This window comes from Solobacterium moorei, from assembly GCF_036323475.1.
In the GTDB taxonomy this organism is placed as follows: Bacteria; Bacillota_I; Bacilli_A; order Erysipelotrichales; family Erysipelotrichaceae; genus Bulleidia; species Bulleidia moorei.
In genome coordinates, this window is sequence record NZ_AP028934.1 from 1,993,573 (window position 1) to 2,008,642 (window position 15,070).

Genomic DNA, 15,070 nt, shown 5'->3' on the forward strand with positions numbered 1-15,070 from the left:
TATGAAATGGAAAACAAGTGATTTTGATTACAACTTACCAGAAGAACTAATTGCGCAAACCCCACTGCTTGATCGCAGCTCTTCTCGTATGCTTGTCATTCACAATACAGAAAAGAAATATGAAGACAAGCACTTCTACGATATTGTAGATTACCTGCATGCAGGTGATGTTCTAGTACGTAATAATACCCGTGTTATCCCTGCTAGATTATTTGGCACAAAGGAAGAAACAGGCGCACACGTTGAATTACTCTTACTTAGACAGCTTCCTGATGATGTTTGGGAGTGTCTTGTTGGTAATGCAAAGGTCGTTAAACTTGGTGCTATCATTTCCTTCCACGATGGACGTTTACGTGCAGAATGCGTTGAAATAGGCGAAAAAGGTTTACGTAAGATGCGTATGATTTATGATGGTATCTTCAATGAAATTCTAGATGAATTAGGAAACGTACCACTACCACCATATATTAAAGAGAAGTTAAATGACCCAGAACGCTACCAGACGGTATATGCCAAGGTAAGAGGTTCTGCCGCAGCCCCTACTGCCGGTCTACACTTTACAGATGAAATCTTTACCAAGCTTAAAGAAAAAGGTGTTACGGTCATTGATGTAACACTACATGTTGGTTTAGGTACCTTCAGGCCGATGGATACAGAAGATGTAGAAGACCATGACATGCATAGTGAAGTTTACTATATGTCCAAGGAAGCTGCGGATACATTAAACGTAGCTAAGGTAAATGGTCAACGAATCTTTGCGATTGGCACAACATCCGTACGTACACTTGAGTCCGTATGGAATCGCTTTGGTAAGTTTGAAGAATGTTCTGGTGAGACAAAACTATTTATCTACCCAGGATACCAGTGGCATACAATCGATGGTATGTTAACAAACTTTCACCTACCAAAATCAACATTGATTATGATGATTTCGTCCTTTGTAGGATATGAATTTACACTAGAAGCCTACCGCCATGCAGTACAAGGGAAATACCGTTTCTTCTCCTTCGGCGATTGTATGTTAATCACCAATGAATGAGAAAGAAAAAGAAGCCTATATTGCCTATTTAAAGAATCGTAAATCTTCCACGAAGACCAACTACTATGTTGAGTCTCTTAAAGAGATGAAAAACATCAAAGCTAACACGAATGAAAAGCCAAAATTACTCTTGCATGCATGTTGTATTGTATGCGCATGCTGGCCATTGGAATTCCTTCACGAAGTCTTTGATGTAACGATTATGTATAACAACTCCAACATCTGGCCAGCCTCAGAATACGACATGCGTTTATCTGATATGAAACGGTATCTGGATGAAAGATGGCATGGAGAAATCAAACTGGTAATAGAGCCTTATAACTATGATGCTTTTGATCAAAAGCTTTTGGCGAAGCGTAAAGATGATCCAGAGGGATGGCTACGTTGTTTCTCGTGTTATACAGAGCGAATGAACGCAGCGTTCGCCTACGCAGATGAAAATGGCTATGACTACTTCACTACTGTCATGACCTTCTCACGTCAAAAAGATTCTCAAAAGCTCAATGAAATCGGCCGATCGCTTCAACAGAAATATTCCCACACGAAATATTTCTACTCCGATTTCAAAAAAGGAAATAGCCAACAACATTCTACAGAAATCTCTGATGCGTATTGTCTATACCGCCAAGATTACTGCGGTTGTAAGTATTCCTATGATTCCCGAAAAAAAGATAAGTGCGACTCCTAAGAATCGCACTTTTTCATTACTTCTCTAATACGTCTAACTTCTCGTTTAAGAGCTCAATTAATTTTTCTTTTGTACGGATGTTGTCCATCACTTCTGTATATGTACCAGACTTCTTATTGATGACAATATCGTTGTAATAGTTACGTCCTAATGTTTCATAGTACTTTGATAGTTCACGTGAGTGATGACCAATCTCTGCACGAATTTCAGCCTTCTGCTTTTCAACCTTTAGCTTAGAAGTAAGACCTTCTGTGCTTTCTGTTACAACCTTTGTAACATTTGTTAATAAATCGGAAATTGTTTTTCCTAAATCATCGAATCCATTCTTGTTATTTTCTGACATGTCCTTAGTCCTTTCCGGCCCTTTCAATGAGGTCCCAAATAATAAATGCGATTTCATCGTTACTAGCTTCACCTTGGTCAATTAATTCGACAATACCACTAATCAAGATATTTGCGTAATACTTCGTGTTATCTAATGTTAGCTCACCAAGTTGTACGCCTTCATCAAATAGCTTTGTTAAATCTGTAATTGCTTTATTCTTCGCTTCCAAGGTAGATCTAACACTTAAGTTAGAAAGATCCGCACCATCTTCGCCATTGAGTTTTTCGTGTAATACGCGGAAAGACTTCACTGAGTTATTCACGAACTGTTTTAAACGTTCTGTATAATCCTCTTTATTCATGCTTTCCTGCATCATGGCATTAAATGCTTCGTTGTATTTATTACTGATCGCTTCAATTACATCATCTTTTGACTTGAAGTAATAGTAGAATAGTCCTTTTGCTACATCCATCTCTTTTACGATAGAACTGATTGTTGTTTCTACAATGCCATTTTCTTTAAATAACTTTTCTGCCGCATCTATAAACTCATTCTTTCGTTCTTCGTTGTCTTTATTTTCAGGCATCTTTTATTACCTCCTACATCTACTATACCCACTGACTGACTTTCAGTCAAGTACTTTGTGCTATACTTTGTCTATGAAATTAATTTGTCCAATTTGTAAGTCAAGATTTACCCACATTGTTCATGAACTCGTATGTGAAAACAACCATCACTTCGATTTTGCAAAACAGGGTTATATCAATCTATATCGCTCAAACAAGCCGTTCCATGGCGATAACATAGAGATGGTAAAGGCACGTACCGCCTTTCTAGAGAAATGTGTTTACGCCTTCTTGAAGGAATATCTCATCAATCTAAATACAAAGTTACATCCAGAAGTCTTTGTCGATCTAGGTTGTGGTGAAGGCTATTACACGGAAGGTTTTATCGCACAGGAAAAATATGGTTTTGACTTATCCAAAGATGCACTAAAACACGCTTCTAAAAATGATAAATCGACACAATATGTTGTCTCTTCTATCTTCCATCTTCCAATCGAAGATGAATCCTGTGATGTAGCAGTCACTTGCTTTGCACCTGCCACAACTGAAGAATTACAGCGCATCTTAAAACCAGGTGGTAAATTTATCTTCGTTACACCTGGTCCAAAACACTTATTTGAAATGAAAGCTGTTCTCTATGATACTCCGTATGAAAATATTATGGAGGATATCAATACGAGCTTAACACTCATCCAAGATGAAATGATTGAAAATACTGCACCATTAGACCAAGAAACACTATATCAATTATTTCAAATGACACCATATGCCTATAAAACATCTATTGAGGACAAGCAACGTCTATTAAATATTCCAATGTTAGATCTTACTTGCCAGTTCCGTATTCGCGTATATGAAAAAACATCTATGCAACATGAAACATAGATGTTTTTATTGATATTCACCTTCATGATCACTTAACAAAGTTGTATAATCCGACTCTTCATCTTGTGTACGAAACTTCGTTCCATTAAAACAAAGCTCCCGTATCACCTTTCGCATCCAAGCAGGTCTTCTACGATATGCCATAAACATTTGTGCTTCCGTCTGCGTTGGAAATACATCATTGATCGGTCCATATAGATTGACACCTGTTAGATAATCCATATCCACTTTAAAATAGTCTGCGTATTTCATAATGATTTCGATATCTGGTCGAATCACACCATTTTCATACGCAGAAATCGATTGTGCTGAAACATTTAAAATATCTGCCATTTGTTTTTGGGTCATATGATGATTGATACGTAATTTTCTCATCTGGTATGTCATCAATCGCATAGAATCTTGTATTGTTTTCTTCATAACTCAAATATAGAAAATTAATACTGGTTTTAATACTAAACTACAGAAATACTAGAGTAAGATTTTTATTCCATCATTTATGGATTATCGCATTATAACTAGTATTATCTCCTATCATTTTCACCATCCTATCTCAAGGCATTCCAATAAAACTGGAATCTTTGTTTTTGATTTGAAATCATTCTTATTCAGTGGTACACTATATTAGCAGTCATAGAATAAGAGTGCTAAGGAGGTAAAATACTATGGCAAAGAAACAATTTAAAGCAGAATCTAAAAGATTGCTAGATATGATGATTCACTCGATTTATACCAATCGTGAAATCTTCTTACGTGAGTTAATCTCCAACGCTTCTGACGCTTTAGATAAACGTCATTATCTCTCTCTTACAGATTCTCGCTACGCAACAAACCAAGAGAATTTAAAGATTACATTAGAAATCAAGAAGGACGCACGCCAACTCATTATTGAAGATACTGGTGTTGGTATGAGTGCAGAGGAACTTGAAAAAAACCTAGGTACCATCGCAAGAAGTGGCTCCGCTGAATTCCGCAAGCAACTTGAGAACAATACAGATAGCGTCGATATCATCGGCCAATTCGGTGTTGGTTTCTATAGTGCGTTCATCGTCGCAAAACACGTACTCGTAGAGACAAAGTCTCCCGTTGAAGAAAAAGGTTATGCATGGTCAAGCTCTGGTGAGGATGGATACACAGTCACCGAGATCGAAAAACCTGAAGCTGGCACAAAAATTACGATTGATCTTAAGGACAATACAGAGGAAGAATCCTTTGATGAGTTCCTAGAAGAATATAAGATTCGTGAACTCGTTAAAAAATATTCTGATTATGTTCGCTACCCTATCCAGATGGAAGTCACAAAGTCTGTCCCTGATCCAACAGAAGAAGGAAAGACAATTGACACCAAGGAACTTGTAACACTGAATTCTATGGTTCCACTTTGGAAAAAACCAAAGTCTGAAGTAACAGAAGAAGAATACAACTCTTTCTATAAGTCTAAGTTTAATGACTGGGAAAATCCTCAGAAGGTAATTCACTACAACGTAGAAGGAACACTCTCCTACACAGCCTTATTATTCATCCCTTCTAGAACACCCTATAACTTCTATTATCAAGACTTTGAAGCAGGATTACAGTTATACTCCAAGGGTGTATTCATCCTTGATAAGGCAAAGGACCTCGTACCTGATTACTACCGCTTTGTACAGGGTATTATCGATAGTGATGATTTAAACCTCAATATATCACGTGAGATTCTCCAACAAGACCGTCAGGTTAAGTTACTTGCAAAATCTATCGAAAAGAAGATTCATTCCGCATTAGAAGACATGTTAAAGAACGACCGTGAAAACTATGAGAAGTTCTTTGATAACTTCGGTTTAAATCTAAAGTATGGTATCTATCAAGATTATGGTATTCATAAGGAACAACTCCAAGACCTCATTTTATTCCGTTCCTCTAAAGAAGGTAAGTATGTCACATTGAAGGAATATACAGACCGTATGGTAGAAGGTCAAAACGCAATCTACTACGCTGTGGGTACTTCTGTTGATGAAATCGAGCGTTCTCCTATCATGCCTAAGTTAAAAAAGAAAGGCTATGAAGTACTCTACTTCTTAGACCAGCGCGATGAATTCGTTTCCGGTATCATGCAAAGCTACGACGAAAAGAAGTTTATCTCCATCTCTCAAGCAAATCTAGACTTAGATAGTGAAGAAGAAAAGAAGGAAATCGAAGAAAAGACAGCGGAAAACAAGGATATGTTAACAGCGATGAAGGATGCCCTAGCAGATAAAGTTAAGGAAGTACGTATCTCCTCTCGATTGATTGATGATCCTGTATGTATCGTTGCGGATGAAGGTGTTTCCCTTGATATGGAACGCTATATGGCAAATGATCCAATGAATAAAGATAGAGCAATTACAGCCACAAAGATTCTAGAAATCAATCCAAACCACCCTATCTTTAATAAGCTACGTGAAGTATCTACATCTTCCCCTGACAAACTCAAGGAGTATACAGATGTGCTATATGATCAAGCATTATTGATTGAAGGATTACCAATTAAAAATCCAGTTGAGTTTGCTAAGAAGATTACAAACCTCATCGTAGACGCAAAAAACTAAACCAAGTGAAAAGGCGTAACACCACGTTACGCCTTTCTTTATGCCTAGAGATTATGTTTCTTTTGTGACATTTACCATGTCACGACGATCAGGAAGCTGTGCAATTACAATCGCAATAAAGATGACTACACAACCAATTAGTTCTCTTGTATTTAATACTTGATGTAATATCAGATACCCTGCCAAAGCCGCAAATACAGACTCCAAGGATAATAACATTCCCGCAATCGTAGGATTAGCTTCCTTCTGGGCAAAAATCTGTAATGTATACGCAACACAAGAAGAGAAGATACCCGTATATAGTAACGGAATATAGGCTGCTAAGATAGAACCTATTGTAGGTTTTTCAATCACAATCATCGGAATGACTGTCGCAAAGCCACCAATTAATAGCTGCCCGCAAGATAATCTTACTGGGTCAACTCGCGTACTGAAATATCCAATGATGATAATATGTATTGCAAATAAGAACGCAGCTAGAATCAATAAAATTTCTCCGATTCCAATCGCAAGATTGCCTGCCATACTTAAAAGGTATAACCCAAACAAAGCCATTGCGATACCAATCCAAACTTTCAAAGGAATCTTCTTGCCGAACAAGAGTGTAATCATTGGCACAAACAATACATATAGCGTTGTTAGAAAACCAGCTTTCGCAACCGGCACCGTCAACATCGCAATCTGTTGTACAATACTACCAATCGATAAGGCAAGCCCACATAATACAGAGCCTAATAATAGCTTCATTTTTTCTTCCTTCGTCTTAGGACGAATCACATGTGTGCGTTTCTCATCTAAGATCGGAATGATTGCTAGTAGTGAAAAACCCGCAATCAAAAAACGGATTGTTGAAAACGTCCACGGGCCAATATAGTTCATTCCCACATTCTGTGCCACAAACGCACAACCCCAAATAATCGATGCCAATATCAACAATAAATTACTTTTCGAAAAGAAATTTCTCATAGCCTACCTCGATGGAAACGAATTATTTTCGCAGATTCAATAAACTGTAGATCATTTAATTTCATCTCTAAAAGATCTCTAAAATACTCTTTCGCAAAGCTCGTCTCTTTTAGCGACTCCCCAAGCATATCATAGCCATATCCTCTCTGTAGAAAGTCACTTGTTAGAACACGATACTCCTTTTCTTCATCAAGTAGTTGTCCATCAATTGTGATTATTTGTAAACCGCAATCTACCTGTACGTTATAGCTTACCGCTATCGTACCAAGTTCTGTTCCCCGAAAGCCTGCCCAGCGATTTGAAGGCATATGAATATACGCTTCTTTTTGTGAAGCAAGTATCGCATCCTTAATCTGTTTTCCAGACCATACTAAAGTCGTTGGATTTAATGGGGATGGAGAAACTTCCAATAGATTTAACTTCGTAACCTCCTTTGTAATCCTTTTTGAAAGAATTCCATGATTGATCAAAGCCAAATCCGAAGGATACGTCTTCCACATCATATCCGCAAGTGCATTCATCGCCATGCATTCATGTTCAATTGAAAACTCTAGATTTTGTGGTAAGACGTAAAGAACTTTGCTGAGTTCTGTGATTGCCAACTTTGTTTGTTGTACCATCACTGATTCAATTTCAGGATCCTTCTCTTTCTCTACGACAATATTTTCTCCACAAGCAGACACAACATGAAACTGGTCATCTACTTCCAAAGTTAATTTACCAAGATACTTAGCCCAACAACCACTTTGGTGAATCCAAGTACCATTGATATACTCCGCATCATCCATCTCTGTATGAGAATGTCCACCAATAATACAATCTAAACCATCCACCGTTTCCGCAATCACACGGTCTTTCTTAATACCACCATGAGATAGCAGAATTGAAATATCATAATTACCCTTTTCTTGTACAAGAATATCTTGTACAAGTGGTGTTGGTTCGAGTAGTTTCACACCGCACATATCTGTAAATGCAGTGCTTTCAGGGCTCTCTCCCCAGTATGGTGAAATACCAATGATTAAAACCCGTACACCATTACGTTTAAGAATGATAAATGGCAATACACCAGGGATAGGCTCTTTGTTTAAACGGAAAAGATTTGCGGATAGTAACGGAAAGTTTTGATTTGTCATTTCCTCTAAATACTCCATACCCGCAAAGAATTCATTGTTTCCAATCGCCATCGCATCATAACCAGCTGTCTTTAGCAGTTCAATGCCACCTACTCCATGTGTACCGCTAATCATCACCGACTTCTGGTCGCAAAAATCTCCTGCATCAAGCAGGAAATCTTTTTCAATATTTACATGTTCACGAATATAAGAAACAATCAGAGAGAAATCCTCAAACTGACTATGTACATCATTTGTATGCCAAATTGTTATCTTCTTCATATCAGCCTCCTGTATACGGATGATCGAATGTAATAACAGCATAAATCTTATTTGGATACTTTTCAAAGTGACGGTCAATCTCTGCTTTGATTTGTTCATCCTCTAAATAGAAGCTATAAGGAATAACCAAATCAAATACTAGATTGGTATGTTCATCGCCTAATACAGTTCTAAAATCATGTACTGTAATTGCAGGATCAATCTGTGAAAGGATACACTTTAAATCCTCAAAATATGCATTTGTAATTGGATTGTCATATTCAATTGGATCCATATGCAATGTCATCATGACGTGTAGTGTATCTCCAACTTCACGTTCTGCTTGGTCGATGATGTCGTGAATCTTTACAAAGTTCATCTTCGCATCTACTTCCGCATGCGCACTACCAATCTTAACGCTAGGTCCATAATCATGAATAATCAAATCATGAAGACCTCGAATCTCTTTATGTTTTAAAATGATTTCACGAATTTGTTTTACCAATTCTTGATCAGCTGGCTTTCCAATTAAACGGTCAATAATTTCTTTGATTAATTCATATCCGGACTTTAAAATGAAACACGCAATTACAAGTGTCGCAACACCATCAAACGGGAATGTTGTTTTTAATTGACTCAACAACATCGCCACAATGGTAATCAGAGTTGACCATGCATCATTACGTGCATCCTGTGCAGTCGCAATCATCGCTAGATTATCAATTCTCTTTCCAATCGTATGATTGAGATAACTGATCCACAATTTAACACCAATGGATAATACCAGTATTAACATTAGCACTGGTTTAAAGAGAATCTCATTTGGTTCTATAATTTGTTGGATACCCTGTTTAATCAGTTCAAAACTTACAGTAAAGATAACAACCGCAATCACAAAACTAACCACATACTCTACTCGGCCATGCCCAAAAGGATGTTCCTTATCCGCTGGCTTACTAGCGATACGATAGCCAAGCACCGTCACAAGACAAGTCATCACATCAGATAGGTTATTAAAACCATCTGACATGATGGACACGGATCTTGTCATAAAACCAATTGTTAGTTTAACGATAAATAATAATAGATTTGCGGCAATCCCAATAGTACTTGTCAGTTTTCCATACGCAAAGCGTACGGTTTCATTTTGAATGTCATCCGCATTTTTAATATATTTGTTAATCAGATAGTTTATCATAAGTACTTTCCTTAGTACCTATTTTAACGTAACGTAGCCTTCTTATCCAAGGTATTTGCATAGACTTTTGTAAATAACAATGTAATTCCATAGGAAAAAAGTATAGGCATAAACACAATTGCGATAAATACCATTGTATAGCCAAACTGTAAGGAACTTAACGGTAATACTATAGAAATCCCAATAAGCACAAACATCAAAGATAAGATATGTACTAATAATTCTGATACTGTGTGGAAATGATACTTCACCCAATTTACCGCAAACAGTGCAGAAGCGTATGCGGATACTTCTAGCATTGGTAATGTTGTATGTAAACCAACCATACGAATCAATCCACTTAGCATAATACCTATAAATAACATCTTTATTACGCTATCCTTTATCTTTTCATATCCAATAAACTCACACGTCAAGAAACTAGATATGATACTACAAGCCAATGACGGTAGTGTATATCCATTGATTGCGTAGGCAATTGCTAGAAATAACACGGAACGATTTACGAAATATAGTTGTTTGTTTGTCATGTTCATCACCTTCTCTATATGTATTATCTTAGCAGTTAGGTATATAATTGATGTGCATATAAATGCACATCAATTAAGAATATGAAAAACACAAATGCACTCCCATTACAAATTCTTGAAATACTGTATCAATATCCAGATCCAGAGCATCTAATCTCAATGTCTGAACTACAGGCCATATTAGAGACAGAAGGATTCCCCTCCAATCGACGTACTGTATATCGAGCCATTGAGACACTACGAGAATATAACCATGATATTCGTTATGAATTTCATAAGTTTTACTCTGGTTATTATCTTGTGCCATACTTTGATGAAGCAGAGCACTTTATCCTATCAGACTATTTAAATCAACTCTGCTCTTTATCTAACAAGGAAGTTACCACAATACAAACAAAGTTACAGGCACTTGCAAGCCCTTATCACAGTCTTAAACGCAAATCTAGTTCACGCACAAGGAGTCAAGAGATACTTTCCAATATCAAACTGATTTTGCACGCCATTAAACACTCGTATCAGATTTCCTTCTACTACTTCGACTATACAATTTCTAAGGAAAAGAAATACCGCAAGAATAAAAAGCGCTATATTCTAACACCTTATGCAGTTACTTCCTACGAAGGAAAATACTATTGTATACTCTACAGCGAGAAATACCGATCCTTTACAAACTATCGTATTGATAAAATGGAAACTGTACGTCAGATTGATCAGCCAGTAGAAACAATCTCTTTTGATTTAGAACAGCACCTGCAAACATCCATGAAGATGTATGCAGGGAAAGCAGAAACGATTACTATTAAATGCACAACCGATATGGCAAGTATCATCTTAGATGAATTTGGCAGTCATATGATTATCTCAGAAGTAAAAGACAACTCCTTTACAGTAAGCTTAAAAACAGCGATTACACCAACACTTTTGAGTTGGTTAATGTTATTCTATGACCGCATCACTGTAATTCAGCCAATAGAACTGAAAGAAAAACTATTAGATATCGCAAATATGGTAATCACAACCTATCAGAAAGGAACAGTATGAACGAAAAGATACAAGAGCTTCAAGACATTATTGACCATTCAAATCACATCGTCTTCTTTACCGGTGCCGGTGTCTCCACCGCTAGTGGTATCCCTGATTTCCGTAGCACCGATGGGCTCTACAATCAGAAGTATCAATTCCCACCAGAAGAAATCTTAAGTCACCACTTTTTCAAACAACACACGGAAGAATTCTTCCGCTTCTATCGCGATAAATTATTATATCCAGATGTGAAGCCTTCTTATGTACATGCGTATATCGCCTCATTAGAGAAGCGCAATAAAAAGGTTACAGTCATCACGCAAAACATTGATGGTTTACATCAACTTGCCGGTTCAACAAACGTATTAGAATTGCATGGTAGTGTTTTACGAAATACATGCCTGCAATGTCATGCAAAGTATTCACTCGATGATATTTTAACAATGGATACTATACCACATTGTCCAAAATGTAACGGCATCATCAAGCCAAATGTAGTCTTGTATGAAGAAGGATTAGATGAAACCATACTCAATCAGTCCTTGTATGCATTACAAACTGCAGATACCTGTATCGTGTTAGGCACTTCTCTTGTTGTATATCCAGCTGCAGGACTACTACGTTACTTTGACGGTAATACACTTGTTTTAATCAATCGTGATCAAACAAGTTATGATTCTACAGCCGATTTAACAATTCACGATGACTTTATCAATGTCTTTCCAAACTTAAAATAAAGGCTTAATCAACTTCACTTCGTGTCGTTCATTAAGCTTTTAAATTTATAATTCTAATACTATTCCTTTTTTTCTCAAGTTTTCTATACACTCGATTAGATATTCATGAGTATGTTCTTTGTAAATTGGAGTATTTATATTTACTTCTTCAAGATTATTATATTCTTCTGCTATCTTCCCTCGATAATTCTTATCTCTCCATTCTGCAGAAACCTTATACCCTCTTTTTTCCATTTCATCCATGACTAAGGAATGATAACGATATAAGCAATACGGAGAGTATAAAAACACATAATCTACTGTTCTATGTTTCTTCTCCCATCCATTTCCTCTCAGTGCGCAACATTCTCTATGCTGTCCAAGAAGTTGATTTTTAGGTAATCGGTTAATCATTTGTTCATGCCACAGTCTCATCATATTCTCCTGTTAATAAAGTAGATTCTTGTAAATATTTGTTTGGATATTTCTTTAATAAAACTTTGATATATTCAATAACAGCATTCTGATTCATTTTTCCTACCATATATTTTTCTAGTATGGTAAACAATCCCTGTTTTTCAACTTCACTTGCGTCTTTCTTAAAGTATCCCCATACATGAAGAATGGCATTATTAAAATCTTTTTTACTTTCTTCAAGATCCCTTACTGTTTGTATCCTTTCTTTCAGAAATAGAATATCCACTTCTTTTGCTTTTAAATATTCTCTGATCTCTAGGTATGCTTTGTGTGATTTGCTTAACACATAATATTTATTTTTTGCCCATAGCATCTCACACTCTTTTTTCATATTTGTGCAGTTCATATTAACACCTTCTTTCAAAAGTTTTAGTCATCAATCATGTAGTATCTTGCATATTATACAATTTAACAACCTATAAATATATAGTACTATTTCATCCAGTGCATAAAGTAAAAAAGGTTATTTTTACAATAACCCAATTCCTGTCACAAATATTTCAATGCCAATGAAAATAAGAATCATCCCACCTAAGATGGATGATTTATTGGCAAAGACCATACCAAACTTCTTACCTAGTATTATTCCTATATAACAGATGACAAAAGTTACAACTGCGATAATCACAGAAGTGATGAAGGCAGAGGATAATGAGTAGTGTGCAATGGTAAATCCAACGGATAAGGCATCTATTGAAGTTGCGATACCTTGAATCAGAAGTTTACGAGTACTGGCTTCATATTCAGCTTCCCCCTCTTCCTCTTCTTCAAGTCCATCCTTGATCATCCCACCACCAATATACAATAGTAAGATCAAGGCAATCCATGGTACAGCATCCATAAAAATCGTAAAGGTAGAGGAAACTGTATGTACTGCAAACCATCCAATCATCGGCATTAAAAATTGAAATCCCGCAAAAACAACGGCAATCTGAATCATTCTAGATATTGCCATTTTCTTTTCATTCATTCCATTCGCCATTGATACAGAGAAAGCATCCATCGCAAGACCAACACCCAACAAAGCAGCTTGTATTAATAGTTTTATCATATCCATTCACTCCTCTTGAATATGGTAAGGAACATGTCAATAAAAAAAAGACCATGTATTACCAAAAAGGCAATCATGAGTCTCGCTAATTAAAACAAGCCAGGTTTTTACCAGTATGTTGACTTGCTGCACGGGCATGTGCCAGCTACTCCCTCAAATTACATCTATATTTTCGCCGAACACGTTTCTGTTAGTCAAGGCTTACTTCAACTTTCAAAGTCTTTTCGAGCCATACACTAACACTACCATCGCAACAGGAGAATTCTCCACAACCTTCATCATCAATCGTTACCGTATCTGTGCAGTGACCTAGTATATCTCTGAACTCTTTTCCCGCATGATTGGTACCGATATACATTCTCTTAGAACCACCACATCGATTACTTAGCACAACAGCCAAACCACTTCCAGTAAATTCATCACTGCCACTTCTTGTCCAACCAATTACATTTGGATGATCGAAATAGTCATGCTGTTCACCATAAGCATATAGTTCTCTAATCTTCATCAGTGTTGGAAGCTCAACTACTGCAGGAATATTCTTAGCAGGAATCCCATATAAATCCCCATAGAACACACACGGTAGACCATCTATACGCAATAAAATTAATGCATACGCCAATGACTTAAACCAAGATAAGACAAAGGATTGTAGTGACTGTCCTGGTTCTGTATCGTGATTATCCACAAACGTCACCGCATGCCATGCATCAGTTTGTACAAGTGTTCCTTGAAATATCTCTCGCATGTCAAAGTTTCCATTTGTATCGGATGCGTTTAATAACTGATAGTGTAACGGTACATCAAATAAAGACATACAATCTGATGTATCCGCAAGATACTCCTGCAGCTTACCAACGTCACCATTCCAATACTCACCTACCGCAAAGAAATTATTCCCTTTATATGCACGCATGTCAGATAACCAATTCTTAAAGAATTGATTATCAATATGTTTAACCGCATCCAAACGCATACCGTTGGTGCCAGTGATATCTAAATACCATTTACCCCAACGGTTGAATTCTTGTAACACTTCTTGATTTTTAAAATCAATATCACAACCCATCAAATAATCAAAGTTACCATGTTCACCATCTACATTTGGATTCCAGTTCTTTCCTTCAATGAGGTAGATGGCGCTTTGTTTCTTCTTTTCATCCCAATCTATGCCATCAAAATGACTTGCATTCCATGTAAACGTAGAGTACTTTTCTTTACGATTCGGAAAAGTAAATTTTGTCCACGCGGTAATCTGATAATCACCACCGATCTCTTCATTGCGATTATTTGGATCCGATTTAATGACATCTATCGTTTCTTCTGTATCGCCACCCATTTTCTGATTGAGTACAATATCCGCAAGAACTAATATATTTTCTTTTTGCAATGCACCAATCGCATCTAGATATTCTTGTTTTGTGCCATATTTTGTAGGAATCGTCCCCTTTTGATCAAATTCTCCAAGATCATATAAATCATAGACACCATATCCTACATCATGTACTCCACTAGCACCTTTATATGCTGGTGGTAGCCACACCACTGTTACTCCCAGATTAGAAAAAGAAGGTGCCAGCACCTTCAGTTTATTCCAATGTTGACTATCATCTGGAAGATACCACTCAAAAGCTTGTAATAGTGTATCATTTTTCTCCATAGT

The 15,070-nt window shown here is 36.8% G+C and carries 17 protein-coding genes; 6 read left to right on the top strand and 11 right to left on the bottom strand.

Annotated elements, in window-relative coordinates:
- Window position 1: 1 nt before the first annotated feature.
- Both queA and RGT18_RS10050 read left to right on the top strand, forming a co-directional pair.
- Window positions 2–1,039: a tRNA preQ1(34) S-adenosylmethionine ribosyltransferase-isomerase QueA gene (queA, locus tag RGT18_RS10045; protein WP_028077911.1), complete on the top strand. Its 1,038-nt coding sequence runs from the start codon at window positions 2–4 to the stop codon at window positions 1,037–1,039.
- Window positions 1,032–1,727, top strand: a complete 696-nt coding sequence (locus RGT18_RS10050; RefSeq protein ID WP_051240931.1) for an epoxyqueuosine reductase QueH — start codon at window positions 1,032–1,034, stop codon at window positions 1,725–1,727. The genes queA and RGT18_RS10050 overlap by 8 nt, the downstream gene beginning before the upstream one ends.
- Window positions 1,728–1,743: 16 nt before the next feature.
- Here RGT18_RS10050 and RGT18_RS10055 read toward each other — a convergent pair whose 3' ends face one another.
- Window positions 1,744–2,070 (bottom strand): hypothetical protein, encoded by a 327-nt coding sequence (locus RGT18_RS10055; protein ID WP_006526262.1) that lies wholly within the window; start codon window positions 2,068–2,070, stop codon window positions 1,744–1,746.
- 4 nt (window positions 2,071–2,074) lie between these two features.
- Window positions 2,075–2,638, bottom strand: a complete 564-nt coding sequence (locus RGT18_RS10060; protein WP_051240932.1) for a TetR/AcrR family transcriptional regulator — start codon at window positions 2,636–2,638, stop codon at window positions 2,075–2,077.
- 73 nt (window positions 2,639–2,711) lie between these two features.
- Between RGT18_RS10060 and RGT18_RS10065 the strand changes: the two genes are divergently transcribed.
- Window positions 2,712–3,503 carry a methyltransferase domain-containing protein gene (locus RGT18_RS10065; RefSeq protein ID WP_028077913.1) on the top strand — a complete coding sequence of 264 codons (792 nt, stop codon included), beginning with the start codon at window positions 2,712–2,714 and terminating at the stop codon, window positions 3,501–3,503.
- A 6-nt stretch (window positions 3,504–3,509) separates the two neighbouring features.
- On the opposite strand, the gene RGT18_RS10070 is transcribed toward RGT18_RS10065, so the two are convergent.
- Window positions 3,510–3,923, bottom strand: a complete 414-nt coding sequence (locus RGT18_RS10070; protein ID WP_006526265.1) for a helix-turn-helix domain-containing protein — start codon at window positions 3,921–3,923, stop codon at window positions 3,510–3,512.
- A gap of 245 nt (window positions 3,924–4,168) precedes the next feature.
- On the opposite strand from RGT18_RS10070, the gene htpG reads away from it, so the two are divergent.
- Window positions 4,169–6,070: a molecular chaperone HtpG gene (htpG, locus tag RGT18_RS10075; RefSeq protein WP_028077914.1), complete on the top strand. Its 1,902-nt coding sequence runs from the start codon at window positions 4,169–4,171 to the stop codon at window positions 6,068–6,070.
- Between the two features lie 51 nt (window positions 6,071–6,121).
- Here htpG and RGT18_RS10080 read toward each other — a convergent pair whose 3' ends face one another.
- The 4 genes from RGT18_RS10080 to RGT18_RS10095 are packed head-to-tail and all read right to left on the bottom strand — an operon-like array spanning window position 6,122 to window position 10,140.
- Window positions 6,122–7,036, bottom strand: a complete 915-nt coding sequence (locus tag RGT18_RS10080) for a DMT family transporter (RefSeq protein WP_028077915.1) — start codon at window positions 7,034–7,036, stop codon at window positions 6,122–6,124.
- Window positions 7,033–8,433: a bifunctional metallophosphatase/5'-nucleotidase gene (locus tag RGT18_RS10085; RefSeq protein ID WP_051240935.1), complete on the bottom strand. Its 1,401-nt coding sequence runs from the start codon at window positions 8,431–8,433 to the stop codon at window positions 7,033–7,035. The genes RGT18_RS10080 and RGT18_RS10085 overlap by 4 nt, the downstream gene beginning before the upstream one ends.
- Window position 8,434: 1 nt before the next feature.
- Entirely contained in the window at window positions 8,435–9,610 is a 1,176-nt protein-coding gene (locus tag RGT18_RS10090) for a cation diffusion facilitator family transporter (protein WP_028077916.1), read from the bottom strand.
- Between the two features lie 23 nt (window positions 9,611–9,633).
- Window positions 9,634–10,140 carry a hypothetical protein gene (locus tag RGT18_RS10095; RefSeq protein ID WP_028077917.1) on the bottom strand — a complete coding sequence of 169 codons (507 nt, stop codon included), beginning with the start codon at window positions 10,138–10,140 and terminating at the stop codon, window positions 9,634–9,636.
- 81 nt (window positions 10,141–10,221) lie between these two features.
- Between RGT18_RS10095 and RGT18_RS10100 the strand changes: the two genes are divergently transcribed.
- Both RGT18_RS10100 and RGT18_RS10105 read left to right on the top strand, forming a co-directional pair.
- Entirely contained in the window at window positions 10,222–11,181 is a 960-nt protein-coding gene (locus tag RGT18_RS10100) for a helix-turn-helix transcriptional regulator (protein ID WP_028077918.1), read from the top strand.
- Entirely contained in the window at window positions 11,178–11,900 is a 723-nt protein-coding gene (locus tag RGT18_RS10105) for an NAD-dependent protein deacylase (RefSeq protein ID WP_028077919.1), read from the top strand. Before RGT18_RS10100 ends, RGT18_RS10105 begins: the two co-directional genes overlap by 4 nt.
- Window positions 11,901–11,945: 45 nt before the next feature.
- Here the strand turns inward: RGT18_RS10105 and RGT18_RS10110 are convergent, their stop codons facing one another.
- The 4 genes from RGT18_RS10110 to RGT18_RS10125 all read right to left on the bottom strand — a co-directional run bounded on the left by RGT18_RS10110 (window position 11,946) and on the right by RGT18_RS10125 (window position 15,067).
- Window positions 11,946–12,293, bottom strand: coding sequence for a TIGR02328 family protein (locus RGT18_RS10110; RefSeq protein ID WP_277048173.1), 348 nt, complete (start codon window positions 12,291–12,293; stop codon window positions 11,946–11,948).
- A 4-nt stretch (window positions 12,294–12,297) separates the two neighbouring features.
- On the bottom strand, window positions 12,298–12,702 hold the full coding sequence (locus tag RGT18_RS10115) for a DUF1722 domain-containing protein (RefSeq protein WP_028077921.1): 405 nt from the start codon (window positions 12,700–12,702) through the stop codon (window positions 12,298–12,300).
- 123 nt (window positions 12,703–12,825) lie between these two features.
- The gene (locus RGT18_RS10120; protein WP_245580914.1) at window positions 12,826–13,407 is read right to left on the bottom strand and encodes a manganese efflux pump MntP; all 582 of its coding nucleotides are present in this window, start codon (window positions 13,405–13,407) and stop codon (window positions 12,826–12,828) included.
- 190 nt (window positions 13,408–13,597) lie between these two features.
- A complete protein-coding gene (locus RGT18_RS10125) occupies window positions 13,598–15,067 on the bottom strand; it encodes an alpha-amylase (protein ID WP_028077923.1) in 1,470 nt (489 codons plus the stop codon).
- Window positions 15,068–15,070 lie beyond the last annotated feature (3 nt).

Bases quoted from the DNA above. Each gene is read 5' to 3' on its own strand.
- queA (WP_028077911.1), top strand. From the start codon at position 2: ATGAAATGGAAAACAAGTGATTTTGATTACAACTTACCAGAAGAACTA.
- RGT18_RS10050 (WP_051240931.1), top strand. From the start codon at position 1,032: ATGAATGAGAAAGAAAAAGAAGCCTATATTGCCTATTTAAAGAATCGT.
- RGT18_RS10055 (WP_006526262.1), bottom strand. From the start codon at position 2,070: ATGTCAGAAAATAACAAGAATGGATTCGATGATTTAGGAAAAACAATT.
- RGT18_RS10060 (WP_051240932.1), bottom strand. From the start codon at position 2,638: ATGCCTGAAAATAAAGACAACGAAGAACGAAAGAATGAGTTTATAGAT.
- RGT18_RS10065 (WP_028077913.1), top strand. From the start codon at position 2,712: ATGAAATTAATTTGTCCAATTTGTAAGTCAAGATTTACCCACATTGTT.
- RGT18_RS10070 (WP_006526265.1), bottom strand. From the start codon at position 3,923: ATGAAGAAAACAATACAAGATTCTATGCGATTGATGACATACCAGATG.
- htpG (WP_028077914.1), top strand. From the start codon at position 4,169: ATGGCAAAGAAACAATTTAAAGCAGAATCTAAAAGATTGCTAGATATG.
- RGT18_RS10080 (WP_028077915.1), bottom strand. From the start codon at position 7,036: ATGAGAAATTTCTTTTCGAAAAGTAATTTATTGTTGATATTGGCATCG.
- RGT18_RS10085 (WP_051240935.1), bottom strand. From the start codon at position 8,433: ATGAAGAAGATAACAATTTGGCATACAAATGATGTACATAGTCAGTTT.
- RGT18_RS10090 (WP_028077916.1), bottom strand. From the start codon at position 9,610: ATGATAAACTATCTGATTAACAAATATATTAAAAATGCGGATGACATT.
- RGT18_RS10095 (WP_028077917.1), bottom strand. From the start codon at position 10,140: ATGACAAACAAACAACTATATTTCGTAAATCGTTCCGTGTTATTTCTA.
- RGT18_RS10100 (WP_028077918.1), top strand. From the start codon at position 10,222: ATGAAAAACACAAATGCACTCCCATTACAAATTCTTGAAATACTGTAT.
- RGT18_RS10105 (WP_028077919.1), top strand. From the start codon at position 11,178: ATGAACGAAAAGATACAAGAGCTTCAAGACATTATTGACCATTCAAAT.
- RGT18_RS10110 (WP_277048173.1), bottom strand. From the start codon at position 12,293: ATGATTAACCGATTACCTAAAAATCAACTTCTTGGACAGCATAGAGAA.
- RGT18_RS10115 (WP_028077921.1), bottom strand. From the start codon at position 12,702: ATGAACTGCACAAATATGAAAAAAGAGTGTGAGATGCTATGGGCAAAA.
- RGT18_RS10120 (WP_245580914.1), bottom strand. From the start codon at position 13,407: ATGATAAAACTATTAATACAAGCTGCTTTGTTGGGTGTTGGTCTTGCG.
- RGT18_RS10125 (WP_028077923.1), bottom strand. From the start codon at position 15,067: ATGGAGAAAAATGATACACTATTACAAGCTTTTGAGTGGTATCTTCCA.